Genomic DNA, 22913 nt, shown 5'->3' with positions numbered 1-22913 from the left:
CGGTGCGCGCCGGACCGCAAACGTTCCGAACACCGGCAGTCGCGCCGATCGAGGGCCCGACTCGGGTCAGCGGAGCGCCGAGTAGCGGCGGGCCAGGTCCGCGCCCGCGGCCTCCGACCATCGGCGCGGTTCGCGCATCGCGGCCTCGGGACTCCCGGACAGGTCGCTGAGGGACGACGCCAGCAGGTACTTGCCCGTGTCGGCACGGATGAGACCTGCCGCGAGGAGGACGTCGGCGCCCGCGTCCCGCGCCAGTCCGGCGACGTAGTCGGTGACCTTGCCGGCGCTCGACTGAGCGTCGTAGCGGCCCTCGCCGGTGATGACGACGTCGGCGTCCGCGATGAGGGCCGGCAGGCCGACGGCCTCCCCGACCGCTGCGGCGCCGGAGCCCAGCGTCGCTCCCCAGGCGAGAAGGCCGTAGGCCGTGCCGCCCGCCGCTCCGGCACCCGCGACGTCCGGTGCTCCCACCGTGGCGGCCAGCCGGGCGAGTCCCGCCTCGAGCTCCGCGACCTGTTCCGCGGTCGCCCCCTTCTGCGGCGCGAAGACGTGCGCGGCGCCCGCCGGACCCAGCAGCGGACTGTCGACATCGCTGAGGATGTGCGCGCCGCGCGGCGGGAGGGGCGGCAGCCCGGAGAGATCCGCCGAGCAGAGAGAGGTGAGCCCTCCCCCGCCGGCCGGAACCTGCTCGCACTGCTCGTCGAGGAACCGTGCGCCGAGCGCCGTGAGTGCGCCCGTTCCTCCATCGGTCGACGCGCTCCCGCCGAGCGCGAGCAGCAGCCTCGTCGCCCCGGCGGAGAGGGCATCGGCGATCGCCTCCCCGAAGCCGACCGTGCTTGCGGTCATCGGGGCCAGCTGCTGCATCAACCCGATTCCGCTCGTCGCGGCGAGCTCGATCACGCCGGTTCGATCCGGGAGCATCAGCCATTCGGCGCTCACCCTGCGGCCATCCGGCCCGGTCACATCGACGGCGTGACGTGCGGCGTCGGGGACGGCCCGCAGCAGGGCGAGAAGCGTCCCCTCACCGCCGTCCGCCATCGGCGCCAGGATGACGCGGTCGCCTGGGCGGACGCTCGACCATCCCGCGCCGATTGCGACGGCGACCTCGTCCGCGGTGGCGGTGCCCTTGAACGAGTCGGGCGCGATCACGACGGTCGGGGCCACGTCAGGTCACCAGCCTGACCGGCGGGATGCGGCCAGCGGGATGTGGTCGGCGAACGCCTGGACGGTGCGGGCGACGACCTCGGCCGGATCCGCCTCCCAGATGGCGGCGTTGAAGATCTCCACCTCGATGTCTCCCTCGTACCCGGCCGCCGCAACGGCATCCGTCAGGCTTCTGAAGTCGATGTGCCCGTCCCCCATCATGCCGCGGCCGAGCAGCACATCGGCGGGAAGCGGCGTGACGAAGTCGCAGACCTGGTACGTCGCGATGCGTCCTTCCGCACCGGCCTGGGCGATCTGCGGGAGCACCTCCGGGTCCCACCAGACATGGAAGGTGTCCACGGCGACGCCGACCGTTTCGGGCGGGAAGGGCGCCGCCAGGTCGAGCGCCTGGCCGAGAGTGGAGACGACGGCGCGGTCGGCGGCGTACATCGGATGCAATGGCTCGATCGCCAGGGTCACCCCCGAGGCGCGGGCATCGGGCTCGAGCTCCGCGATCGCATCGGCCACCCGGCCGCGGGCGCCGCGGAGATCGACGGACCCCGCGGGCAGGCCGCCCGCGACGAGCACGAGCACCGCCTGCGAGCCCGGAGCACCGGCTGCCGCGAGCGCCGCGGTCTCCGCGATCGCCCGCCGGTTGTCGTCGAGCGACCGGCGCCGCTCGGGGCCGTCGATCGCCGTGAAGAAGCCGCCCCGGCACAGTGTGGAGACGCGCAGTCCGGAGTCGGCGACCATCCGCGTCGCCGTCTCCAGGCCCACCTCGGCGACCGGCTCCCTCCACAGTCCGATGGATTCGACCCCCGCGTCCGCCGTGACCCGGAGGGCGTCGGCGAGATCCGCATGCCGGATGGTCGCCTGGTTGAGCGACAGCCGGGGGTCCGCCCGGGTCACGCGTCCACTCCGTTCAGGCTCAGCAGGTGGTTCCACCGTGCAGCCGCCACTTCGGGCCGCTCCAGCGCCCCGGCGGCGTCGGCCAGCCGCACGATCTCCGACAGGTGCGGGAGGCTGCGCGCCGAGTGCAGACCGCCGACCATGGTGAACGAGCGCTGGTGGTCGTTCAGCCAGGACAGGAACGCGATCCCCGTCTTGTAGAAGTAGGTCGGCGCGGCGAAGATCTGCCGCGAGAGGGATTCGGTGGGGCCGAGGATGTCGCGGTACCGGTCCGTGTCGCCCGCGTCCACTGCCTGGATGGCCGCCGACGCACTGGGTGCGATCGCGGCGAACGCGCCCAGCAGCGCGTCCGAGTGCGCCCGTTCGTCGCCTTCGATCAGCGAGACGTAGTTGAAGTCGTCTCCCGTGAACATCCTGACCCCGTCGGGGAGCTGCGAGCGCAGGGCGATCTCGGCACCGGGGTCGAGGAGGCTGAGCTTGATTCCGGCGATCTTGTCCCCGCCGGATTCGATGATCCGGAGGACCGTGCTGCTCGCGGCCGCCGTGTCGGCAGACCCGAAGTACGCGGCGAGGGCCGGATCGAATGCCTCGCCCAGCCAGTGCAGGACGACGGGACCTGCTGCGGCCTCCAGCACCTCCCGGTAGACCCGCTCGAAGTCGGCGGGCGACTGCGCTGCCCGGGCCAGGTGGCGGCTGGCCATGAGGACGACCCCGGCCCCCGCGTCCTCGGTGAAGTGCACCTGCTCCTTGTACGCGTCGATCACCGCGTCCAGCGAGATGACCTCGTCCTCGACGTGGTCGGTGTTCACCCCGGCGACGAGGCGGCCACCGGACTCGCGGGCGGTCTCCGCCGAGCGGGTGATCAGTTCCCGGGTGGCGGCCGCATCCAGCCCCATGTTGCGCTGGGCGGTATCCATCGCGTCGGCGACGCCGAGACCCCAGGAGTAGAGGTGCCGGCGGTACGCGAGAGTCGCATCCCAGTCGATCTCGGCCGGCGCGCCGGGCACGTTGTCCGCCCACGGCCGGGGGATGACATGAGCGGCGGCGTAGGCGACTCGCGAGACCAGGGGCCGCGTCGGCCGGTGGTGACCGGGAGCGTCGCGGAGCTCGATCGCCGTCGTCGAACCGTCTGCGTGGAGGAGGGTGGTGCGCGCCATCAGAGGCCGACTTCGGCCAGCTGGATGCGCCGGCCCTCGCGGGAGGAGCGCAGGCCCTGCTCGGCCAGCTGCACGCCGCGCGCGCCGGCGAGGAAGCCGTACGGGTTCGGGGCGTCCTCGAGCACGTGGCGCAGGAACTCCTCCCACTGCGTCTTGAAGCCGTTCTCGAACACCTCGTTCGAGGGCGACTCGATCCAGTCGGCGTCGTAGTCGTGCTCGTCGGCTAGGTCGGGGTTCCAGACCGGCTTCGGTGTCGCGTTGCGCGGCTGGATCTTGCAGCCGAACAGGCCGGCGACCGCGCTGCCGTGCGTGCCGTCCACCTGGAACTCCACCAGTTCGTCACGGTTGACGCGGGTGGTCCAGCTGGAGTTGAGCTGCGCGGTGATGCCGCCCTCGATCCCGAAGATCGCGTACGCGGCATCATCGGCGGTGGCCGCGTAGGGGCGGCTCTGCTCGTCGACACGCTGCGGGATCTCGGTCGCCGCCTGTGCGTACACCGACTCGACGCGGCCGAACAGGTTCTCGAGCACGTAGCTCCAGTGCGGGAACATGTCGACGATGATGCCGCCGCCGTCCTCCGCCCGGTAGTTCCAGCTGGGCCGCTGCGCCGCCTGCCAGTCGCCCTCGAACACCCAGTAGCCGAACTCGCCGCGCACCGAGAGGATGCGGCCGAAGAACCCGGAGTCGATCAGCCGCTTCAGCTTGCGCAGGCCCGGGAGGTAGAGCTTGTCGTGCACGACGCCGTTCTTGATTCCGGCCGCCTCGGCCAGGCGGGCGAGTTCCAGCGCCTCCTCGAAGGACTCCGCGGTGGGCTTCTCTGTGTAGATCGCCTTGCCGGCGGCGATGGCCTTGCGGATCGCGGCGCTGCGAGCTTTCGTGACCAGGAAGTCCGAGTAGATCTGCCAGCGGTCGTCGGCGAGCGCCGCATCCAGATCGGTCGTGTAGTCGGCGAGGTCGTGGCGCCGGGCGAGCTCCGCGAGCTTCTCCTCGTTGCGGCCGACGAGCAGCGGAACGACCTGCACCCGCCGGCCGTCGGAGAGCAGCACACCGCCCTGCTCCCGGATCGCGAGGATGGACCGGAGCAGGTGCTGCCGGTATCCCATGCGCCCGGAGACGCCGTTCATGATGATGCCGATGGACGTCATGTGTGCTCCTTGCGGTTGCGGAAGAAGATGCCTTCCGGGCTCTGTTCGGTCACCGGCGGAAAGCGCTTACCAGACGGTAGCGCGATTTGCCCGAAACGGCAACACGCGGCGGGAAGCGCCAAGAGCGCGTCAATAGAGTCCGCGACGCACACTCAGCTGACACAAGCTGGTCTGGCTGCGCCAATGATCCACGCGCACAACGGGTGATGGGCGAGTGGCTCTCGTCACAGCAGCGCGGAGTATCTCCCAGCCCAAGCCGAATATCGGACGCCAACGGCGGAAGTGCCTTGTGATCGGCGGGAGGGCCGTTAGTCACGACAGCGTGGAATCTCCTTGGCGACGAGACCCGGCTGCCCGCAGTCGATTTTTACCGACCAATACCCGCCCCTCCCGTTGCAGGCTTGGATGCGCGCCTCGGTCCAGTCTCCGTCGAACTTTTCTGGTCGGGCCGCGACCCCGTAGTGAGAGCCTGGGAACTTGATCTCGAACAGGAAATTGTTCACCTTGTGCCACGATATTTTGCCGCTGTAGGGCTTTTCGCCAGTTACCGGGGTGCACGGGCGGTCGGACGTCTTCCGATACCCACGCGGGAGGTCCACGACGAAGCCGGTTCCGTCGGCCCGCAGCGTCAGAGACATCCGTCCATTGTCCACGTGGGGCGAGCCGGTGCCTTCGGCGTAGAACGTGCCGCCTCGCCACGTGACTGTATCCGTGAACGGGCCCGAACATCCCGTCAGCGACAGGACAGCCATTGTCAGCGCCAGTAGCAGGAATGCCCTAGCCCGTAAGCTTCGCACTCGCGACTTCTTCGTAGTACTGCTTCTCAGAAAGTCCGTTCGGATACTTCTTGTAGAGGTCGTAACCGTACCTCGCGGCCCGATCATCCAACTCGTCATTAACTCCGGCATCGACTCCTGCAGCGGTGCCGGCGTTTGCGCCTTTGAGCGCCACCTCCAGGTCGACGCCCCAATGGGCGAGCATTGCGCCGTACATGACGTTTCCGAAGACATCCGATCGAACGACCCGACCTTGCTCGTCATGGAGATAGAAGGCACCGCTTTCGTACCCCGCGTCTTCGGCGAGGTAGCGCTTCATGTCCCAATCGCCGTTGGTTTTGAATTTATCGAGAATTGTTTGACCGCCCTGGAGCGCGATCCAGCCGTTCTCACTCAGGAGGTTGAAGAGGGCACCCAGCGCGCCCAGTGGGTCGCCGTCGACCTTCAGCTTGTAGGCCTCGCGGAGCATCGAGTCCAAGAGCCCCGGGTTGTTCCGGGCGAGGGAGTGGAGCCGGCTGGCCTCTTCGGAACCGAGCCACTCCACGAGCTTGTCGTAACTGAGCGCCGAAGCGTGTTCCAGGGTGTCGTAGACGACGAAGCCGTCAGGGATACCGAGGCCGGCGTGGCTGTGAGTGGAAATCCTCGCGCCGGACAGCCCACGAATGATCGCCAGGTCCACGCCGTTCGTGTAGTAACTGCCATCGGCCTCGACCGCGACCTTGTTCAACTCGATTGCAGCCTGAGTGGCGAGACGCATCACCTCCAGACTGTCGGAGAAGTACTTCGACACGTCAGCCACGAACCACTCCAGCTTGTCGATCTTTTCCTTGAGGTCTTCAATCTCGTTCTCGACTTGGTTTTTGAGCCGCTGGAGCACTTGGTTCTGGTGGGCGAGCTTCTCCACGTCGCCCCTGAACACCGCTTGCACCTGCGTGAGAAAGTCGCTGTTGCGTTCGATCTGCTCCTCGATGAGGCGAAGACGCTCGTTCGCCTCCTGCAACGCGGTCGTGAGGTCGTCATGGTCCAAGTTGCCGTACCCGGCGATCACGGAGTGCGCGTACTCGTACGACGCCAGCTCGGCCTGGATATCACTTACGGCTTCACGGAGTTTCGCGATGCCCGGAAGGATCAACTCCGCGAACAAGCCCCGCCCGGCCGTGAACGCGGCCCCCCGCAGCACGCCCGCGTCGAGTTGGGCGACCAGATGCTGCGAGCCCGCATCGAGGCGGACGATGATCAGGTCCGCGTTCGTGATGTTGTTACGCATCGCGCTGATGAGGTTGCTCGAATCAGCGGCGCTGAACCTTACTCCCATGGCAGCGCGTTCCTCTCCTTGGCGAGCTTGTCCAATTCATCGTCAAACGACCGCCGGACCCGTGAACGTGTCTGCTCCAACTCCTCCGAGGTCTCTTCGACATACCGGTGAACCTGCCACAGCAGCTCTTGACGTGTCTCGAGTTCGTGCTGCGCGCCGGTATCCCCCGCTTGCATGCGCTCTCCGAGGGAGGATTCCCGGTGCCGGCCCACGGCATGGAACTGCTCACGGAACTGTTCCAACGAACGCTCGTAACGCTGCCGAGCCTCGGAGAACTCGTCCTCCTGCCGTTCGACGCGCTCGATCTGCCAGTCCAGTTCCGCGCGTTCCCTCGCGCTCTTGTCTGCGCTCACGGGAAGCTCGCCCAGCGTTCGGCATCCGCGACATCACGCTTCTCGATACTGCTGGCAAGCTCCGGGAACGTGTTCGCCTGCCCCAACACCGCAGCACAGAACCGGCTGATGGTCTGGCACATCTCGTTGGTGACATCGCGGCCCGCGTCCATCCCGGGGATGCCGCCGGTGAAACCGAACGTCACCTGCTGATCCGGATACCCGGAGGCGTCGATACCTACCAACTCATGCACCGCGGCATCGGCGCCGACCGTGCTCGAAACGATGTTTCCTGCTGACATCTGACCCCTCGTCACTGCGTCGAGCACGGCAACGATGTGCATGCCGGCTGGTCCGCAAACATACCAACCACAGGAACACCGGATCGCGAGACGGTGTGATTGCGGCCACCAATCGGACGATCGCGGAGGAGGACTGCAACACGCGGCAACGCCGACGTGTGCATTCTGCTTGTTCTTCCCCGTGAGGTGTGAACGCATTGGGCGGGGGGTCGAGGCTCCGAGGCCGGGGCAACACGCCGCGAGAGCGCTACGCCCGGGAAGGAGTGGACTCGCGGATGCGGACCTCTCCCGCGATCGGCTCGCTGAGCCGCAGGTCCGTCCGGGTAGTGTCCGCAATCGCGTCGTCTCGCGGGCGTGTGTTCCGGCGGCTGGTAGGTTTTCGGACCGGTAGGCACCATCTTTGCCGTGCCCGATGCAGTGACGAGGGGACAAATGTCAGTAGGGAGAATTCCTCTTCGGTGTTCTCGTGAACATCGGCGGCGCGAACTTCGAGAACCTGGTCGCTGTGCAGGGCGTCGGAGCGTTTCTCAAGAAATTCCCCACCGATGGGGAATGGGTTATGAAGGTCTACCTCGCGAAAGACTTCGGGTATGAAAGCGGCTTCTTCTATCTCCATGACGGGCAGGGGCGCGTCGTCCGGTCGGATGTCTTCGGCAACGTGATGTACGGTTCCATGCTCGCCCACTGGGATGTCGACCTCGACACGGCGCTCCAAGGTGCGAACCTGGGCACCTCTGCAGGGTTCGACGCGGGGAAGGGAAACGATCCTCTCGATGATGAGGCCGTGCAGGTCGGTTACGACCTCTACAAGAAGTATCCGAACGGGCTGTCTGAGAAGCAGTTCTACGAGGAGATCGCGAATTCGAAACTCAACGGTCTCAATCAGGTGCCGGGATCATGAGAACACCGTGGTCGCGAAAGCCCGCGACCAGATGGGGCGTGCTCCTCGCCGCACTCCTTACGTATCTCTCGCTCACAGGGTGCTCGGACGGCAGACTGTTCACAGAGACCATCAAATGGAAGGGTGGCACCTTCTACAACGAAGGGAAGGGGCTCATCCAAGAACCGCTGGGACCCATGACGCTAACGCTGCGAACCGATGGAACCGGTTACGCGGTCGGTGTGCCTCGTGGGTATCAGGAAGAGCCGGGCAATGTGTGTATCAAGCTCACCAGCGAGGATCGGTATGACGGCCCGGTGACGTGGCGGAAAGTCGATGATTATCTATTCGAAATCAGCTTTGAAAATTCCAGATACAAACTCACCGACGGCCCCGGCAAGTTCCTCGCGGATTGGACCGAGGTGCGTATCTACACCTGTAACTGGGGATACGAGTTCTGGTCCATGCAAATCGGATGCGCGCAATCTGGGCTCGTTCTCAGAGACACCCCGCCCTGTCGTGACTAGGCCGTGCGAGGAGTGGACTCGCGGATGCGGACCTCTCCGACGATCGGTTCGCTCAGCCGCAGGTCGGACACGTCGGACACGGCGAGGGCCAGCGCCCGTTCCCCGATCTCCTCCAGCGGCAGCGCGACCGTCGTCAGCCGCGGAGTGAGGTCGCGCAGGATCGGCACGTCATCGAATCCGGCGACGGCGATGTCCTCGCCTGGTGTCAGACCGGCGTCCTTGATGGCGCCGACGACGCCGATGGCCATGACGTCCGTGACCGCGAACACGCACTCCGGCCGCGCGCCTGCGGCCAGCAACTCCGCCATCGCCCGATGGCCGCCATCGCGCGAGAACGCGCCCTCGACGATGCGGCTTCCGGGGGCCACGGAGAGGAAGCCGCCGATCCGCTCCGAGACGGTCGACAGCCGGACATCGCCGGCGACGATGGTGAAGTCGGAATATCCGAGCCCGCGGAGGCCGGTCGCGAGCGCGGCGGCCCCGTCACGGTTGGCGACGGCGACCGACCGGATCCCCGGAACGTCGGGCCCGATCACCGTCAACGCGTTCAGGTGCGAGAACGCCTCCCACCCCGCGTCGGTCTCCCGTCCGGCTGCAACGATCACCGCCCGCGGACGCTGCGCGCGGAGCGCGGCGATGAGCGCGGCCTCCTGCCCGGAGTCCTCCTGCACCGCGGACGCCTCGAGCCCGGTCAGCGTCACCGAGAGACCGTGCTCCCGGGCGCCCCGGACGACACCGGCGGCGATGGAGGAGAAGTACGGATCGGCGATGTCGCCCACGACGAGAGCGACCGTGCTGGAGGTGCCCTTCGCCACCGCCTGCGCCTGCGAGTTGACGCTGTATCCCAATGCGGCCGCCGACGCGAGGACACGCGTCTTCAGGTCGGGCCGCACCTGCCGGGTACTGCCGTTGAGCGCACGCGAGGCCGTGGCCAGCGAGACTCCCGCGTGCGCGGCGACGTCCGAGAGGGTCGGTGCGGCGTTCTGGTTCACGGCTACACGCTAACCTGCGGGAGCTGACGCCGGAGGAGCAGACGGACGCGTTCCGGCTCCTCCAGCGGATGATCCGTTCGCTGCGGGAGACGTGAGGAGCGGTTTCCGGGCCTCGTCCGTACCGGATCTCGGCGCTGTCGCGGGTCAGGGTTTCGGCCCGTGTTCAGCCGGCTGGATGCGCGGTGACCCGGAGGGCTCCGGGCGGCGACGACCGTTGGTACTGTCCGAGGGATCGAGAGGAAGCCGATGCCGCATCGCACACAACCGTTGGTCGTCATGGGGGTCTCGGGGTGCGGGAAGTCGACGGTCGGCGCCGCCTTCGCAGAGCAGCAGGGACTCGTCTTCGTCGATGCCGACGCCCTGCATCCCGCCGGGAACATCGCGAAGATGGCCGCGGGCATCCCCCTCGTGGATGCGGACCGCTGGCCGTGGCTCGACCTGGTGGGTGAGGTGCTCGCCGACGGAACGGCGGATGTGGTCGCCTGCTCCGCCCTCCGGCGGGCCTATCGCGATCGCCTTCGCTCTCATGCGCCGGACGTGTACTTCGCCCACGTGAGCGGCACCGCGGAGCTCATCGCCGAGCGACTGGCGGGTCGCTCCCACGAGTTCATGCCGCCCGGACTCCTCGCCTCCCAGTTCGCGACACTGGAACCTCTCGAGCCCGACGAGCGCGGCCTGGTGATTCCGGCCGAAGCCGGCCTCGAGCAGCAGCTCGGCCGCATCCGCGACGGGATCGCCGCCGCCCCTCGGTAGACACCTGGTTCCATTTTTTGAACGCGGTTCGAAATCTCGAACACGTCCATTGCGTTCACTATGCGGAACCGTGTTAGATCAGGTGAACAACCAAGGGAGGTTGAGCGTGTCACATCAGAGAGCTGCCGAGCCGGGCCTCCGCGACCTCGTGCCGGAGGATTCCAGCCTCCGCCTGCTGTGCACCGCCGCCACCTGGTCGGAGGGCCCGGTCTGGCTCCCGAGCCGGGGCGCGCTGCGCTGGAGCGACATCCCCGGCAACCGCATCCTCGAAGCGGACGGGACGACGGGCCAGGTCACGGTCTATCTGAGCGACGCCGAGTACCCCAACGGCCGCACCCTCGCGAACGACGGGACCGTCGTCCAGTGCTCGCACGGCCGGCGTGCCGTCGAAGCCGATCGCGACGGCGTCGTCACGACGCTGGTCGACAGCTGGAACGGACGGCGGTTCAACTCCCCCAACGACGTGGTCGTGGCCCGCGACGGAACGATCTGGTTCACGGATCCGCCGTACGGCATCGTCCAGCCGCACGAAGGCCACCCGGGCGTCCCCGAATACGGCGGCAACTACGTCTTCCGGTTCGACCCGGCGTCCGGGTCGGTCGATGCGGTCGTGACCGACATCGAGGAGCCCAACGGACTCGCCTTCTCCCCCGGCGAATCCCTCCTCTACGTCTCCGACACGTCGGCCGCGCTGCGCACCGACGGGACGGGGAACCACCACATCCGTTGCTACCGCGTCGAGGACGGACGCTGCATGGACGGCCGCGTCTTCGCCGTCATCCAGCCCGGCCTCTCCGACGGCTTCCGGGTCGACGAGCACGGAAACATCTGGACGTCGAGTGCGGACGCCGTGCAGGTCTACGCTCCGGACGGCACCCTCCTGGGCCGCATCCCGGTGCCCGAGTGCGTCGGAAACCTCTGCTTCGGAGGCGCCGACGGACGTACCCTCTTCATCGCCGCGACGACGAGCATCTACACGATCGAGACCCTCGTGCGCGACGCACGCACTGTGACGGTGCCGTCATGACCGCCATCGCCTCGTCGCATCCCGCCGCCGGCGACACTCCGGCGCCCGCCGCCTTCCGGGCGGTCCAGGTGCTCGAGTACCTCGGCGCGCGCTCCGAACCGGCGACCCTCACGGACATCGCGATCGGACTCGGCATCGCCAAGTCGTCGGCCTCGAACCTGGTGACCACGCTCGAGGCGGCGCACATGCTCAGGCGGTCCGGCCGGAGATGGATGCTCGGCTACAAGGTGCTCGAACTCGGCCAGTCGATGCTGGCATCCACCACGCTGGTCGGCGAGTTCCGGAGGATCACCGACGCGCTGCCCACGCTGCAGAACGACACCGCGCTGCTCGCCACGCTCGACGGGATGGAGGTCATCTACCTCGCCCGGCACGACGGCCGCCAACCGATCCGGCTCGCCAGCGACATCGGCCGGCGCATGCCCGCGTCCGTCACCGCGCTCGGCAAGGCGATGCTGGCCAGCCTCCCGCCCGACGAACTGGATGCGCGCCTCTCCGGGGTGGATGCACTGCCCCGTCCCACGAAGCGGGCGCCCCGCAACGTCGCCGAGCTGCGGCGCGAGCTCACCCAGGTCAGACTGCGCGGCTTCGCCATCGACGACGAGCAGAACACCATCGGCGTCACCTGCTTCGCGGTGCCGGTCCCCACGACGGGCGAGCCGATCGCCGTGTCCACCACGCTGCTCACCCAGCGTGTCCGTCTGGAGCTTCGCGAGCGGCTCATCGCCGACCTCACATCGCTCGCCCGTCAGCTTTCGCCCATCGCCGAGAGATAGGACCCCATGAACACCGCAGACCCGGCTGCCATACCCCTTCTGCAGGTCACCGACCTGACGAAGTCCTTCTTCGCCACGCGCGCCGCCGAGAACGTGACCTTCGCCGTCCACCAGGGCGAGATCGTGTCCCTGCTCGGGGAGAACGGCGCGGGCAAGTCCACGGTCATCAAGATGCTCGCGGGCGTGTACAAGCCGGACAGCGGCGAGATGAAGCTGTCCGGCGCCGACCTCGACTCCTCCGGGATCCGCCGCCAGATCTCGATCGTCCACCAGAACCTGGGACTCATCGAGTGGATGACCGTCGCCGAGAACATGGCGCAGGTCCTGGGCTACCCGCGCCGGCTGCGCCTGATCGATCGCAAAGCGATGAACCGCCGGGCCGCCGAGGTGCTCGAACTGGTGGGCGGAGGCATCGATCCCGAAGCACGTGTCTTCGATCTGCCGCGCACCGAGCGGAGCCTCCTCGCCATCGCGCGAGGCCTCGTCACCAAGCCGAAACTGCTCGTGCTCGACGAGCCGACGGCGTCCCTCCCTGCCGCCGACGTCGAGCGGCTCTTCGCCGTGCTCCGCCGGCTCCGCGACAGCGGCGTGGGGATGATCTACGTCTCCCACCGCCTCGACGAGATCTACGAGATCTCGACCCGCACCGTCGTCATGCGCAACGGCCACGTCGTCGCCGAGCGTCCGGTCGCCGGACTCAGCCACGGCGAGCTCGTCGAGCTGATCGTCGGGCGCCACACCGAGAACACCGTCTTCGACGAACCGGATGCGGAGGTGCGGCTCGAGCTCGACGAGGTCGCCGTGGAGAGCGCCGGCCCGGTCACGCTGCGCGTGCACCGCGGCGAAGTCGTCGCGCTCTGCGGTCTGCGGGGAGCCGGCCAGGAGCCGATCGGCCGGGCCGTCGCCGGTGCGGTCTCCCTCCAGTCGGGCGAGCTGCGCCTCGACGGGCGTCCGTTCGTGCCGCGCAACCCGGCGGCGGCCGTCGCACGCGGCATCGGCTTCGCGACCTCCAACCGGGAGGCCGAGGCCGTCGCTCCGGGACTCTCGGTCCGCGAGAACCTCTTCCTCAACCCGGCGGTCTGGGGGCGGAAGACCTTCGAGTTCCGCACGGCCAAGGCGGAGCGGGCCGCGGCCGCGGAGTACGTGCGCGACTTCGGCATCAGGCCCGCCGATCCCGAGCTGCCGCTCGACACCTTCTCCGGCGGCAACCAGCAGAAGGTCATCCTGGCCCGCTGGTTCGGCGTCGGGCGCAAGGTCGTCGTGCTCGAAGAGCCGACCATGGGCGTCGATGTGGGCGCGAAAGCCGACATCTACGGCCTGCTCCGGGATGCGGCGCGCCAGGGCACCGCCGCCCTCGTCGTCTCCACCGACATGGAAGAGGTCTCCAAGATCGCCCACCGGGCGATCGTCTTCGGCCGCGGCGTCGTCGTCGCCGAGCTCTCCGGATCCGATCTCACGATCGCCAACCTGGTCGCCGCGGCATCCGACCTCGACCGACCCACCGAAACAGAAATGAGCGTCGCATGAGCATGAACACCTCCCTCAAGTCGACGGCGCTGGAGCCGCCGAAGGGCGCACCCTGGTACCGCAAGCTGTACACCGTGTACGGGATGGTCGTGCTGACGGTCCTCCTGTTCGCCATCTTCGCCGTCGCGGCCCCCACCACCTTCGCGACGCTGCTGAACTTCCAGCTGCTCGCATCGAGCAAGTCGGTGCTCCTCATCCTCGCGCTGGCCGTCACCCTCCCGATGGTGGCGGGGAAGATCGACCTCTCGATCGGCTACGGCGTCGGACTCTGGCAGGTGATGTCGCTGCTCTGGCAGCTCCAGGGGATCGACTACCGGCTGGTCATCCTGATGTGCCTCGCCGGCGGCGCGGTCATCGGTCTCGTCAACGCCCTGCTCATCGAGCTGGCACAGGTCGACGCCTTCATCGCGACCCTCGCCACCGCGCAGGTCATCTACGCGATCACCTACTGGGTGACCGGAGGACGGCAGGTGACGGACAACACCGGGATGCGCGCCTCGGCCTTCGACGCCCTGTCCACCTGGTCGATCGGCCCCATCCCCGGCGTCTTCATCATCGCGCTCGTCGTCGCGGCGATCATCTGGCTCATCCTCGAGTACCTCCCGATGGGGCGCTACCTCTACGCGGTCGGCGCCAACCCGAAGGCAGCGGAGCTGACAGGCGTCCACCGGCGCCGCTACATCGTCGGCGCCATGGTCGCCTCGGGGATGCTGACCGCGGTGGCCGGCATCCTGCTCGCCTCGCGCCAGGCCGGCGTCGCCCAGGCGAACATCGGCCCGGAGTATCTGCTCCCGGCGCTCGCCGCCGCCTTCCTCGGCTCGACGACGATCAAGCCCGGCCGCGTGAACGCCCTCGGCACCGTCCTCGGTGTGCTCATCGCGACGATCGGCATCTCCGGACTGGAGCAGCTGCTCCCGGGACAGTTCTTCCTCGAGCCGCTCTTCAACGGGCTCACCCTCGTCGCCGCGATCACGATCGCCTCGCTCGCCAGCCGACGCCGGCTGAACCGGGCGGACACCCCCAAGACGACGACCCAGAACTCCGGCGCGGGATCCGCGCCGGACGGCGCGGGGCCGACGGCCCCCGCCGCTCCCCGTGCCGACGCGGTCCCCCCATCCGCGTCGGCACGGGACGAGACAGCGTTATCCAGCACCAGCACGACCCGAACCTGACCCGAGGGACCGGCACCGTCGCCGGCCACGACACCAAGAGAAGGAACCGACATGATCACCAAGAAACACCGCGCCAGGGCGCTGGCCTTCGCCGCGATCCCTGCCGCAGCAGCCCTCATCCTCACCGGCTGTTCCAGCGCCTCGGTGGGCGCCGGAACCACGTCCACGCCGGCCGCGACTGCCAACGCCTACGCATCGATCATCCCCAGCGGCGACATCGTCGCCGCCTCCAAGAAGCTCGTGGCCGACAGCCTGTCCGCCAGCACCGGCTTCTCGCCCAAGTCGTCCGGCCCCAAGGCGCAGCAGGCGGGCGCCACCATCGCCTACGTCGGGAGCGACCTGACCAACGGCGGCGTCAACACGGTCGCCGAGGGCGTGAAGGAGGCTGCTGCGGTCATCGGCTGGAAGGTCAACGTCTACGACGGCAAGGCCACGGCGCAGGGGCGCACGGATGCGCTGAACCAGGCGATCGCATCCAAGCCGGCGGCCATCGTGCTGGGCGGGTTCGACCCCACCGAGCAGGCCGCGACGATCAAGACCGCGAACGATGCGAAGATCCCGGTCGTCGGCTGGCACGCGGGAGCGAGCACCGGCCCGGGCAACGGGCTGTTCGCGAACGTCTCCACGGACCCGCTCGCGGTGTCGCAACTGGCGGCGGCGTTCGCGGTCGCGGACTCGAACGGCAAGGCCGGGGTGGCGATCTTCACCGACGGCCAGTACCAGATCGCCGTGGAGAAGGCGAAGGCCATGCAGGCGTACATCACGGCATGCTCGGGATGCAGTGTCCTCAGCTACCAGGACTCCCCCATCGCGGACGCCGATCAGCGGATGCCGGGGATCATCTCGAACCTGCTCCAGAAGGACGGCGACAAGCTGACCTACCTCCTCGCCATCAACGGCAACTACTTCGGCGGCGCCCAGCAGGCGCTCCGTGCCGCAGGCAAGGACCCGGCCGGGACGCCCAAGTCGGTGGCCGCGGGAGACGGTGACTCCGCCGAATTCCAGCGCATCCGCTCGGTCGACTACCAGGCGGCGACCGTCGCCGAGCCGCTCACCATGGAGGGCTGGGAGATCGTCGACGAGGTGAACCGCGCTCTGGCGGGACAGCAGTGGTCCGGATTCGTTCCGGCACCGGGTCTCATCACCAAGCAGAACGTGCCGACCGGAGACGTGTTCGACCCGGCCAGCGGGTACCGCGACGTCTACAAGAAGGTCTGGGGCAAGTGAGTCACGAGAAGGGGAGGCTCGGTCGCCGAGCCTCCCCTTCTCGCTCCGCTCACTCCGCGGGCGCCGCGGGCGCCGCGGGCGCCGCCGGGAGGGATTCGACCCAGGCCCGCGTCACGGCGATGTCCTGGTCGCCGAAACCGGCGGCGGTCAACTCCTCGAACGACTCCCTCAGCGCATCCAGCTGGTGCGTCACCGTCCCGGACTTCCGGGCCTCGTCGGTGGCGAACCGCAGATCCTTGACCATGTACTTCGCAGCACCGGAAGGGCGGTAATCCTTGTCAACGAAACGCGCCTTGCGTGTCTCCAGCACCCGGCTGCCGGCGTACCCGCCGGCCAGCAGGTCGAGGAGGGCGCCCACATCGAGCCCGCTGCGCTCGGCGATGACGCACGCTTCGCCCCAGGCGAGCACCGTGGCCGCGACGACCATCTGGTTGCACGCCTTGGCCACCTCGCCCGCGCCGAGCGGGCCCAGCAGCACGGGATGCCCGACCGCCTCCAGAACCGGCCCGGCCGTCGCGAAGTCCTCCGGACTCCCGCCGACCATCACGGAGAGGGTGCCGCCGATCGCGCCGTCCTCGCCGCCGCTGACAGGGGTGTCGAGAACGCGCACCCTGCCTCCGGAGCTCTCACGGAGTCGCGAGCCCAGCTCCCGCACGCCGTCCGGGGAGGACGTCGAGCCGATGCAGAGGACCAGCGGCCCCTCGACGCCGGCGAGCAGCCCGTCCGGGCCGTCGAGGACCGCCTCGGCTTCTGGCAGGTCCGGCAGCATCATCACGATCACGTCGGATGCCGAAGCGACCTCCCGTGGGGAGTCCGCCCAGTGGGCGCCGGCGGCGATCACCTCGTCGACGCTCTCGCGGCGCCGGGCCGTCACGGTCAGGCTCAGACCCGAGGCCTCGGCGGCTCGAAGGATGTTGAGAGCCATCGGCCGCCCCATCACCCCGAGACCGATGAATCCCACTCGAAGAGCAACCGGCTGCGCTGTTACGCTCATCATGGGTCCAGCATAACGAACAGGGTTCAACACAATGAATGGAGAAGTCGAGGAGTTCAGCCTCTCGAATTCGCCCTCAACCAGCACCGAAACCGAAAGCGACACTGTGATCCAGCCTTCTGACCGCACCCTCACCGTGGGGGTGGCCACGCCCCTCAGCGAAGAGCTCTGCCAGCTCATCGAATCCCGCGAGCCGCGCGTCCGCCTGGTGCGGGATCAGACCCTCCTCGCGCCGATGCGCTGGCCGGGCGATCACGGAGGCGATCCCGCCTTCGTGCGCAGCCCGCGCCAGCAGTCGGCCTTCGAAGCGATCCTGGACTCGGCCGACGCCCTCTACGGCATCCCGGATGAGTCTCCCGCCGCTCTCGCGCGCACAGTCGCGTCCAATCCGCAGCTGCGCTGGGTGCACACGATGGCCGCAGGCGGCGGCGGCCAGGTCAAGGCCGCGCGCCTCAGCGATGCCGACCTGGCCCGTCTCGTTCTGACGAGCTCGGCCGGTGTCCACGCCCGCGCGCTGGCGGAGTTCGCCGTCTTCGGCGTCCTCGCCGGCGCCAAGGACCTGCCGCGGCTGCGCGCCCTCAAGGACGCCCGGGAGTGGAGCGACCGCTGGACGATGGGGCAGGTCAGCGAGCAGACCGTCCTCGTCGTCGGGCTGGGAAGCATCGGCCGTGCGACGGCGCAGGCTCTCGACGCGCTCGGCGCGACGGTGTGGGGCACGAGCCGCGCGGACGAGCCCGTGAAGCACGTTCGGCGCATCGTCCATCCCTCCCGTCTGGCCGAGGTGGCCGGTGAGGTCGACGCGATCGTCGTGACCTTGCCCGGGACCGATGCCACCGAGAAGCTCGTGAGCGAGGAGGTGCTCGGCCGGCTCTCGACCGGCACGACCTTCGTGAGCATCGGGCGCGGAACCGTGATCGACCAGGATGCGCTCGTCTCCGCTCTGCAGGACGGCCGGGTCGGCTTCGCCGCACTGGACGTCTTCGCCGTCGAGCCGCTCCCCGCCGACAGCGTGCTCTGGCAGCTGCCCAACGTCGTGATCAGCCCGCACACCGCAGCGCTCACGTCGGCCGAGGACCGGCTCATCGCCGAGCTCTTCGCCGACAACGCGACCCGGCTGCTCGACGGCCGGCGCGTCCGGAACCTCATCAACAAGCGGGAGTTCTACTAACCATGACACGTGCCACTACGCTCGTGCTGGCAGCGAAGGAGGTGGGCGGATGACGACGGACGCCCTCAGCGACCGGGGTCCGGCGCCGGCGGTGACGCGCGCTATCGCGATCCTCGGACTCCTGGCGGACGCGCATGGTGCACCGCTGAGCTTGAGCGAGATCGCGCGAGCGCTCGGGATCGCCAAGTCGTCCACCTCCAATCTCTGCGTCGCGCTGGAAGACGGCGGCATGATCCAGCGCACGGACGGCGGCTACACGCTCGGCCGCCGCAACCTGGAGCTCGGCGGTGCGTTCCTGCGGTCGTTCGACCAGGTGCGCGAGTTCTACAAGCTGTGCGCCGAGTCTCCTGTGCTCAGCCACGAACTCCTCCAGCTGGCGGTGCTCGACGGGACCAACGTTCTGTATCTCGCCCGGCACGAGGGGCGCGCCCCGTTGCGGCTCTCCGCGACGATCGGCGACCGGTTCCCTGCCGCACCGACCGCCATCGGGAACGCCTTGCTCGCGAATCTCGAGCCGGAGGAGGTGGCCGAGCGCTTCTCGCACGTCAGCGAGTGGCCGCGGCTGACCGAGAAGTCCGTCCAGACGCTCGATGCGCTGCAGGCCAAGCTCGCGGCGACCAGGGAGCGCGGATACAGCCTCGACGAAGGCGAAGTGTTCCCGAGCGTGGTGGGAATCGCCATGCCGATCCCGCCGCGGTCCAGCGGCGACGTGCCGATGGCGATGGGCGCCTCCATGTTCCGTACCGATGACTCTGCGGACCATCGCGACCGCGTCGTCGAGGCGCTGCGCTCGGCGGTCGAGCGGCTCTCGAACCCGATGGTGCTGACCAGCGATCGCTGACGGAGTTCAGCCGGCTGTTCAGCCCGCTGTCCAATATGATGGACAGCGTTCAGCATAGTGATACCTTGTCCGTGATGCCGGAACGGGAATCCGTCCGGCTGCGAGCGTGAAGGAGCGCCCATGCCGGACCACGTGAACCCCCACCGGCTGTTCGACATCCGGGGGAAGACGGCACTCGTCACCGGATCGAGCCGGGGCATCGGAAAGGCCCTGGCCGAAGGGCTGGGCGCTGCAGGCGCCCGAGTCGTCGTCCACGGACGGGATGCGGACGTCGCGCGTTCCACCGCCGCCGAACTCCGGGAGCGGCTCGACGCAGACGTGCACGTGGTCACCTTCGATGTGACCGACCCTCGACAGGTCGCCGAGGGCATCGACGAGATCGAACGCGACGTCGCGCCCATCGACATCCTGGTGAACAACGCCGGCATCCAGCGCAGGGCGCCATTCCTGGACTTCCCCGTCGAGGACTGGAACGCCATCGTCGCGTCGAATCTCACCAGCGCCTTCCTGGTCGGGCAGCGCGTCGCGCGCGGGATGGCCGCGCGGGGCGGCGGCAAGATCGTGAACATCGGCTCCGTGCAGAGCCGGCTCGGCCGGCCGGGGATCGCACCGTACGCAGCCTCCAAAGGCGGCATCGTCATGCTCACGCGCGGGATGTGCGCCGACCTGGCCGGCTCCAGCATCCAGGTGAACGCCCTCGCCCCCGGTTACTTCGCCACCGAGCTGACCAAGGCCCTGGTCGACGACGAGGCGTTCAGCGCCTGGGTCCGTGGACGCACCCCCGCAGGCCGCTGGGGTTCCGTCGACGAACTGGTGGGAACGCTGCTGTACCTGGTCTCACCGGCGTCCGACTTCGTGAACGGACAGATCATCTACGTCGACGGCGGCATGACCGCGGTCGTCTGACCCACCGAAAGGCACTCCCATGAAGGCACTCGTCGCCCACGGCGCCGGTGATCTGCGCATCGAAGAGCGCACCCCGCAGAGCCCGGGACCGGACCAGGTCCTGATCCGGATGACGCACGGCGGCATCTGCGGTTCGGACCTCCACTACTACAAGGAGGGCCGCGTCGGGTCCTTCGCGATCACCGAGCCGCTGGTGCTCGGCCACGAGGTCGCCGGTCGCGTGGTGCAGGACGGAAGAGCCGGCACCGACCCGGCGGCGGCGCTGGCCCCGGGGACTGCGGTGACGCTGCATCCTGCGACCTACGACCGGGACAACCGGGAGTTCGACCCGCTGCGGCCGACGATCAGCCCGGGTGCGCGGTACCTGGGCAGCGCGGCCACGCATCCCCACACGCAGGGAGGCTTCTCGGAGCTGTTCACCGCGCGCGCCGATCAGGTGCGCGTGCTGCCCGGGACGCTGCCGCTCGAACGCGGCGTGCTCGCCGAACCCCTGGCCGTCGGCCTGCACGGACTCTCCCGCGCCGGCGGTGTGGCGGGCAAGAAGGTCCTGATCAGCGGATCCGGCCCCATCGGGCTGCTCGCCCTGCGCGCAGCCGTGCGGCTGGGCGCCTGGGAGGTGTGGGCCTCGGATGTGCTCGAACGCCCGCTCGCTCTCGCCAAGCGGCTCGGCGCCGCCGGAACGTTCGCCCTGCGCTCGGAGCCGGTCGCCGAACGCGCCTTCGACGTCGTGATCGAGGCGGCCGGCGTCCCGGCGGCCGTCACGTCCGCCATCCGGGCCGTGGCGAGCGGAGGTGTCGTGGTGCAGATCGGCATGGTGCCCGCCACCCCGGAGCCGTATGCCCTCTCGGAGCTGGTCAGCCGAGAGATCGACCTGCGCGGCGCCTTCCGGTTCGACACCGAGATCGACACGGCCATCCGGATGCTGACGGACGACCCGCTCTTCGATCTGGTCGTCACGCACACGTTCCCGGCCGACGACGCGATCGCCGCCTTCGAAACGGCCTCCGATCCGGCCGTCTCGAGCAAAGTCGTGCTGCGCCTCTGGGGCGCCGGCCAGGACGACTGATGCGGATCGCGCGACTCCGCACCGACGACGGGCCGCGATCGGTCATCCACACGGGCGAGGCCTGGGCCGGCATCGAGGATCCGTTCGCGCCGGACCTCGTCTACACCGGAGAGACCTACGCGGTCGACGGCGCCGAGCTGCTGGCGCCGTGGGAACCGACGGTGGTCGTCGGCATCTCGCACAACAAGGGCGCCAACGACCATCGCCTCCCGATCCAGGCCTTCCTCAAGTCGTCCCGCACGGTCGCGGGCCCCGGCGACGAGGTCCCCTACCGCCACGGCATCGGAACCGTGAACATGGAGGGCGAGCTGGCGATCGTCATCGGGACGCGCTGCAGCCGGCTCACCCCGGACGACGCGATGGATGCCGTCTTCGGCTACTCCATCGTGAACGACGTCACGAACGCCGGACAGGTGCACGTGGACGAGAAGTTCAGCCAGGTGAAGAACGGCACCAACTACACGCCCATCGGCCCCTGGATCGAAACGGAGCTGCACCACCCCGGCGACCGCGACATCCACATGGCGGTGAACGGCACCGAGCAGCTCGTGTCCTCGACGGCCCGCCTGCCGTCGTCGCTGATCGAGGTGCTCGTCTACGTCAGTGCGTGGCTGGAGCTCGGCCCGGGCGACGTCATCCTCACCGGAGCCCCCGGCACCTCGATCCCCGTCCGCCCCGGCGACCGCGTCACGATCACCATCGACGGGATCGGGACGCTCGAGAACGCCGTCTGCTGAGCCCTGCCTCCGGGGTGCGTGGCTGCTCTCCGTAACTGCGGCTGTTCGGAACGTCTGCTGGTGCTCGCCGCACCGCACATGTTCCGTACATGCGCACTCACCCCCAGAACTGGGGCAGGAACACGGGTTGCCGAACCAACAAACTGAGGTGTCGTCACTAATCCGAGGAGCACCATGACCGCGCCTCCGCCGACCGATCCGAAAAGCGGTGCCGGTCCACGTCGAAAAGTGCCTGTGACGACCTGGATCGGCATCGGCTGCACCGCACTTCTGGCCCTGATCGGGCTGGCGTCGGGGGGCGTGTGGATGATGATCTTCTTCGCTGCCCTCGTCGTGCTCCCGACCGCCATCTATGGATGGGCGTTCCAGCAACGCACGTGGCTCAGGCTGCCTCGCAAACGCGCGACCGCCGCTATCGGCGCGGCGATCGCCTTCGTCGTTCTGCTCGGCTCCTCCGCGGCATACGGCTCCGCGCATCCCGAGACCTCCGCACCGGCGGGCGTGACCCACAGGGTCGTCTCCTCATCGACGCCGACCCCGTCTGCCACCCCGACGCCTGTCATCACCACCAAGGTCGTCGCCGAGACCGCCGTCATCCCGTTCACGTCCACGACCGTCGACAGCGCGACCGCGCCGCAGGGCACATCCTCGATCACGACTCCCGGCGCCAACGGGGTGGAGACGAAGACGTATCTCGTCACCTACTCGGACGGCGTCGAGACGACCAGAGTGCTCCAGAGCGACGTGGTCACCACTCCGCCCGTCGCGCAGGTGACGACCGTCGGGACGTACGTCGCCCCTCCTCCCCCTCCTGCACCGGCTGCTCCGACCTGCACGAACGGAACCTACGTGAACAGTGCCGGCAACACTGTCTGCAGACCGGAGACGTCAGCGGGTGCACCCCCCGGTGCCACCGCACGGTGCAACGACGGAACCTACAGTTTCAGCCAGACGCGACGGGGAACCTGCTCCTCGCACGGCGGAGTGGCCGAATGGCTCTGAGGGCCGTGCCGTGATCGCCGACGTGTCCTGTTACCCGGCCTAAGGCGCTCATCCGGGCTTGCCTGCCAGACCCACAGGAGGTTTCCGCATTCTCGGGTCCACGGCATAGACCCAGACGGAGCTCAGAAGCCGGACGAGCTCCAGGGGTGCCCTGCCAGTACACCTCTCACCAGGGTCTCCCTCGAGGTCGACGAAAGGGCTTGACTGGGATGTCGTGACGGATTCCTGCGCCGGACGCGCGG

Annotated in this window: 24 protein-coding genes; 14 read left to right on the top strand and 10 right to left on the bottom strand. The window is 68.6% G+C overall.

Features of this window, described 5'->3' with window-relative positions:
* Positions 1-66 precede the first annotated feature (66 nt).
* The 8 genes from BM287_RS02190 to BM287_RS02155 form a co-directional block, all read right to left on the bottom strand.
* Complete coding sequence (locus BM287_RS02190; RefSeq protein WP_090034610.1) at positions 67-1161, bottom strand: glycerate kinase; 1095 nt, start codon at positions 1159-1161, stop codon at positions 67-69.
* 6 nt (positions 1162-1167) lie between these two features.
* Complete coding sequence (locus BM287_RS02185; RefSeq protein WP_090034613.1) at positions 1168-2049, bottom strand: sugar phosphate isomerase/epimerase family protein; 882 nt, start codon at positions 2047-2049, stop codon at positions 1168-1170.
* A complete protein-coding gene (locus BM287_RS02180; RefSeq protein ID WP_090034616.1) occupies positions 2046-3206 on the bottom strand; it encodes a dihydrodipicolinate synthase family protein in 1161 nt (386 codons plus the stop codon). The genes BM287_RS02185 and BM287_RS02180 overlap by 4 nt, the downstream gene beginning before the upstream one ends.
* The gene (locus BM287_RS02175; RefSeq protein ID WP_090034618.1) at positions 3206-4351 is read right to left on the bottom strand and encodes a Gfo/Idh/MocA family protein; all 1146 of its coding nucleotides are present in this window, start codon (positions 4349-4351) and stop codon (positions 3206-3208) included. The genes BM287_RS02180 and BM287_RS02175 overlap by 1 nt, the downstream gene beginning before the upstream one ends.
* A 308-nt stretch (positions 4352-4659) precedes the next feature.
* Entirely contained in the window at positions 4660-4989 is a 330-nt protein-coding gene (locus BM287_RS02170) for a hypothetical protein (protein WP_090034621.1), read from the bottom strand.
* Between the two features lie 139 nt (positions 4990-5128).
* Positions 5129-6442, bottom strand: coding sequence for a polymorphic toxin type 44 domain-containing protein (locus BM287_RS02165; protein ID WP_090034623.1), 1314 nt, complete (start codon positions 6440-6442; stop codon positions 5129-5131).
* On the bottom strand, positions 6433-6795 hold the full coding sequence (locus BM287_RS02160) for a hypothetical protein (RefSeq protein ID WP_090034627.1): 363 nt from the start codon (positions 6793-6795) through the stop codon (positions 6433-6435). Before BM287_RS02160 ends, BM287_RS02165 begins: the two co-directional genes overlap by 10 nt.
* The gene (locus tag BM287_RS02155; RefSeq protein WP_090034630.1) at positions 6792-7076 is read right to left on the bottom strand and encodes a TIGR04197 family type VII secretion effector; all 285 of its coding nucleotides are present in this window, start codon (positions 7074-7076) and stop codon (positions 6792-6794) included. Before BM287_RS02155 ends, BM287_RS02160 begins: the two co-directional genes overlap by 4 nt.
* A 466-nt stretch (positions 7077-7542) precedes the next feature.
* Here BM287_RS02155 and BM287_RS02150 point away from each other — a divergent pair, with 466 nt between their 5' ends.
* Positions 7543-7977: a polymorphic toxin type 44 domain-containing protein gene (locus BM287_RS02150; protein WP_090034634.1), complete on the top strand. Its 435-nt coding sequence runs from the start codon at positions 7543-7545 to the stop codon at positions 7975-7977.
* Positions 7978-8015: 38 nt separating this feature from the next.
* A complete protein-coding gene (locus tag BM287_RS02145) occupies positions 8016-8483 on the top strand; it encodes a hypothetical protein (protein WP_090034638.1) in 468 nt (155 codons plus the stop codon).
* Here BM287_RS02145 and BM287_RS02140 read toward each other — a convergent pair.
* Entirely contained in the window at positions 8480-9475 is a 996-nt protein-coding gene (locus BM287_RS02140; RefSeq protein ID WP_090034642.1) for a LacI family DNA-binding transcriptional regulator, read from the bottom strand. The genes BM287_RS02145 and BM287_RS02140 overlap by 4 nt on opposite strands.
* A gap of 246 nt (positions 9476-9721) precedes the next feature.
* On the opposite strand from BM287_RS02140, the gene BM287_RS02135 reads away from it, so the two are divergent.
* From BM287_RS02135 to BM287_RS02110, 6 genes are all read left to right on the top strand, one after another.
* Positions 9722-10228 carry a gluconokinase gene (locus tag BM287_RS02135; protein WP_090034646.1) on the top strand — a complete coding sequence of 169 codons (507 nt, stop codon included), beginning with the start codon at positions 9722-9724 and terminating at the stop codon, positions 10226-10228.
* A gap of 106 nt (positions 10229-10334) precedes the next feature.
* A complete protein-coding gene (locus BM287_RS02130) occupies positions 10335-11255 on the top strand; it encodes an SMP-30/gluconolactonase/LRE family protein (protein WP_170857389.1) in 921 nt (306 codons plus the stop codon).
* Entirely contained in the window at positions 11252-12031 is a 780-nt protein-coding gene (locus BM287_RS02125; protein WP_090034649.1) for an IclR family transcriptional regulator, read from the top strand. The genes BM287_RS02130 and BM287_RS02125 overlap by 4 nt, the downstream gene beginning before the upstream one ends.
* Before the next feature lie 6 nt (positions 12032-12037).
* A complete protein-coding gene (locus BM287_RS02120) occupies positions 12038-13558 on the top strand; it encodes a sugar ABC transporter ATP-binding protein (RefSeq protein WP_090034653.1) in 1521 nt (506 codons plus the stop codon).
* On the top strand, positions 13555-14730 hold the full coding sequence (locus tag BM287_RS02115) for an ABC transporter permease (RefSeq protein ID WP_211772940.1): 1176 nt from the start codon (positions 13555-13557) through the stop codon (positions 14728-14730). Before BM287_RS02120 ends, BM287_RS02115 begins: the two co-directional genes overlap by 4 nt.
* 51 nt (positions 14731-14781) lie before the next feature.
* Positions 14782-15957 carry an ABC transporter substrate-binding protein gene (locus tag BM287_RS02110; RefSeq protein WP_090034659.1) on the top strand — a complete coding sequence of 392 codons (1176 nt, stop codon included), beginning with the start codon at positions 14782-14784 and terminating at the stop codon, positions 15955-15957.
* A gap of 49 nt (positions 15958-16006) precedes the next feature.
* Here the strand turns inward: BM287_RS02110 and BM287_RS02105 are convergent, their stop codons facing one another.
* Positions 16007-16954 (bottom strand): NAD(P)-dependent oxidoreductase, encoded by a 948-nt coding sequence (locus tag BM287_RS02105; RefSeq protein ID WP_244527822.1) that lies wholly within the window; start codon positions 16952-16954, stop codon positions 16007-16009.
* 103 nt (positions 16955-17057) lie between these two features.
* On the opposite strand from BM287_RS02105, the gene BM287_RS02100 reads away from it, so the two are divergent.
* From BM287_RS02100 to BM287_RS02075, 6 genes are all read left to right on the top strand, one after another.
* The gene (locus BM287_RS02100; RefSeq protein WP_348271689.1) at positions 17058-18119 is read left to right on the top strand and encodes a D-2-hydroxyacid dehydrogenase; all 1062 of its coding nucleotides are present in this window, start codon (positions 17058-17060) and stop codon (positions 18117-18119) included.
* A gap of 49 nt (positions 18120-18168) precedes the next feature.
* The gene (locus BM287_RS02095) at positions 18169-18960 is read left to right on the top strand and encodes an IclR family transcriptional regulator (RefSeq protein WP_090034668.1); all 792 of its coding nucleotides are present in this window, start codon (positions 18169-18171) and stop codon (positions 18958-18960) included.
* A gap of 120 nt (positions 18961-19080) precedes the next feature.
* Positions 19081-19866, top strand: a complete 786-nt coding sequence (locus BM287_RS02090; RefSeq protein ID WP_211772939.1) for an SDR family oxidoreductase — start codon at positions 19081-19083, stop codon at positions 19864-19866.
* 19 nt (positions 19867-19885) lie between these two features.
* Positions 19886-20932 carry an L-idonate 5-dehydrogenase gene (locus tag BM287_RS02085; RefSeq protein ID WP_090034671.1) on the top strand — a complete coding sequence of 349 codons (1047 nt, stop codon included), beginning with the start codon at positions 19886-19888 and terminating at the stop codon, positions 20930-20932.
* Complete coding sequence (locus tag BM287_RS02080; protein WP_090034675.1) at positions 20932-21669, top strand: fumarylacetoacetate hydrolase family protein; 738 nt, start codon at positions 20932-20934, stop codon at positions 21667-21669. The genes BM287_RS02085 and BM287_RS02080 overlap by 1 nt, the downstream gene beginning before the upstream one ends.
* Before the next feature lie 234 nt (positions 21670-21903).
* Positions 21904-22671 carry a DUF3761 domain-containing protein gene (locus BM287_RS02075; RefSeq protein ID WP_244527821.1) on the top strand — a complete coding sequence of 256 codons (768 nt, stop codon included), beginning with the start codon at positions 21904-21906 and terminating at the stop codon, positions 22669-22671.
* The last annotated feature ends 242 nt before the right edge of the window (positions 22672-22913 follow it).

This window comes from Leifsonia sp. CL147, assembly GCF_900114565.1.
In the GTDB taxonomy this organism is placed as follows: Bacteria; Actinomycetota; Actinomycetes; order Actinomycetales; family Microbacteriaceae; genus Leifsonia.
This window is presented reverse-complemented; position numbering and strand designations above follow the sequence as displayed.

What these genes read in the sequence shown, in the direction of transcription:
- BM287_RS02180 (WP_090034616.1), bottom strand. Translation starts at nt 3,206, where the DNA reads ATGGCGCGCACCACCCTCCTCCACGCAGACGGTTCGACGACGGCGATC.
- BM287_RS02175 (WP_090034618.1), bottom strand. Translation starts at nt 4,351, where the DNA reads ATGACGTCCATCGGCATCATCATGAACGGCGTCTCCGGGCGCATGGGA.
- BM287_RS02170 (WP_090034621.1), bottom strand. Translation starts at nt 4,989, where the DNA reads ATGTCTCTGACGCTGCGGGCCGACGGAACCGGCTTCGTCGTGGACCTC.
- BM287_RS02165 (WP_090034623.1), bottom strand. Translation starts at nt 6,442, where the DNA reads ATGGGAGTAAGGTTCAGCGCCGCTGATTCGAGCAACCTCATCAGCGCG.
- BM287_RS02155 (WP_090034630.1), bottom strand. Translation starts at nt 7,076, where the DNA reads ATGTCAGCAGGAAACATCGTTTCGAGCACGGTCGGCGCCGATGCCGCG.
- BM287_RS02135 (WP_090034646.1), top strand. Translation starts at nt 9,722, where the DNA reads ATGCCGCATCGCACACAACCGTTGGTCGTCATGGGGGTCTCGGGGTGC.
- BM287_RS02125 (WP_090034649.1), top strand. Translation starts at nt 11,252, where the DNA reads ATGACCGCCATCGCCTCGTCGCATCCCGCCGCCGGCGACACTCCGGCG.
- BM287_RS02120 (WP_090034653.1), top strand. Translation starts at nt 12,038, where the DNA reads ATGAACACCGCAGACCCGGCTGCCATACCCCTTCTGCAGGTCACCGAC.
- BM287_RS02115 (WP_211772940.1), top strand. Translation starts at nt 13,555, where the DNA reads ATGAGCATGAACACCTCCCTCAAGTCGACGGCGCTGGAGCCGCCGAAG.
- BM287_RS02110 (WP_090034659.1), top strand. Translation starts at nt 14,782, where the DNA reads ATGATCACCAAGAAACACCGCGCCAGGGCGCTGGCCTTCGCCGCGATC.
- BM287_RS02105 (WP_244527822.1), bottom strand. Translation starts at nt 16,954, where the DNA reads ATGATGAGCGTAACAGCGCAGCCGGTTGCTCTTCGAGTGGGATTCATC.
- BM287_RS02095 (WP_090034668.1), top strand. Translation starts at nt 18,169, where the DNA reads ATGACGACGGACGCCCTCAGCGACCGGGGTCCGGCGCCGGCGGTGACG.
- BM287_RS02090 (WP_211772939.1), top strand. Translation starts at nt 19,081, where the DNA reads ATGCCGGACCACGTGAACCCCCACCGGCTGTTCGACATCCGGGGGAAG.
- BM287_RS02085 (WP_090034671.1), top strand. Translation starts at nt 19,886, where the DNA reads ATGAAGGCACTCGTCGCCCACGGCGCCGGTGATCTGCGCATCGAAGAG.
- BM287_RS02080 (WP_090034675.1), top strand. Translation starts at nt 20,932, where the DNA reads ATGCGGATCGCGCGACTCCGCACCGACGACGGGCCGCGATCGGTCATC.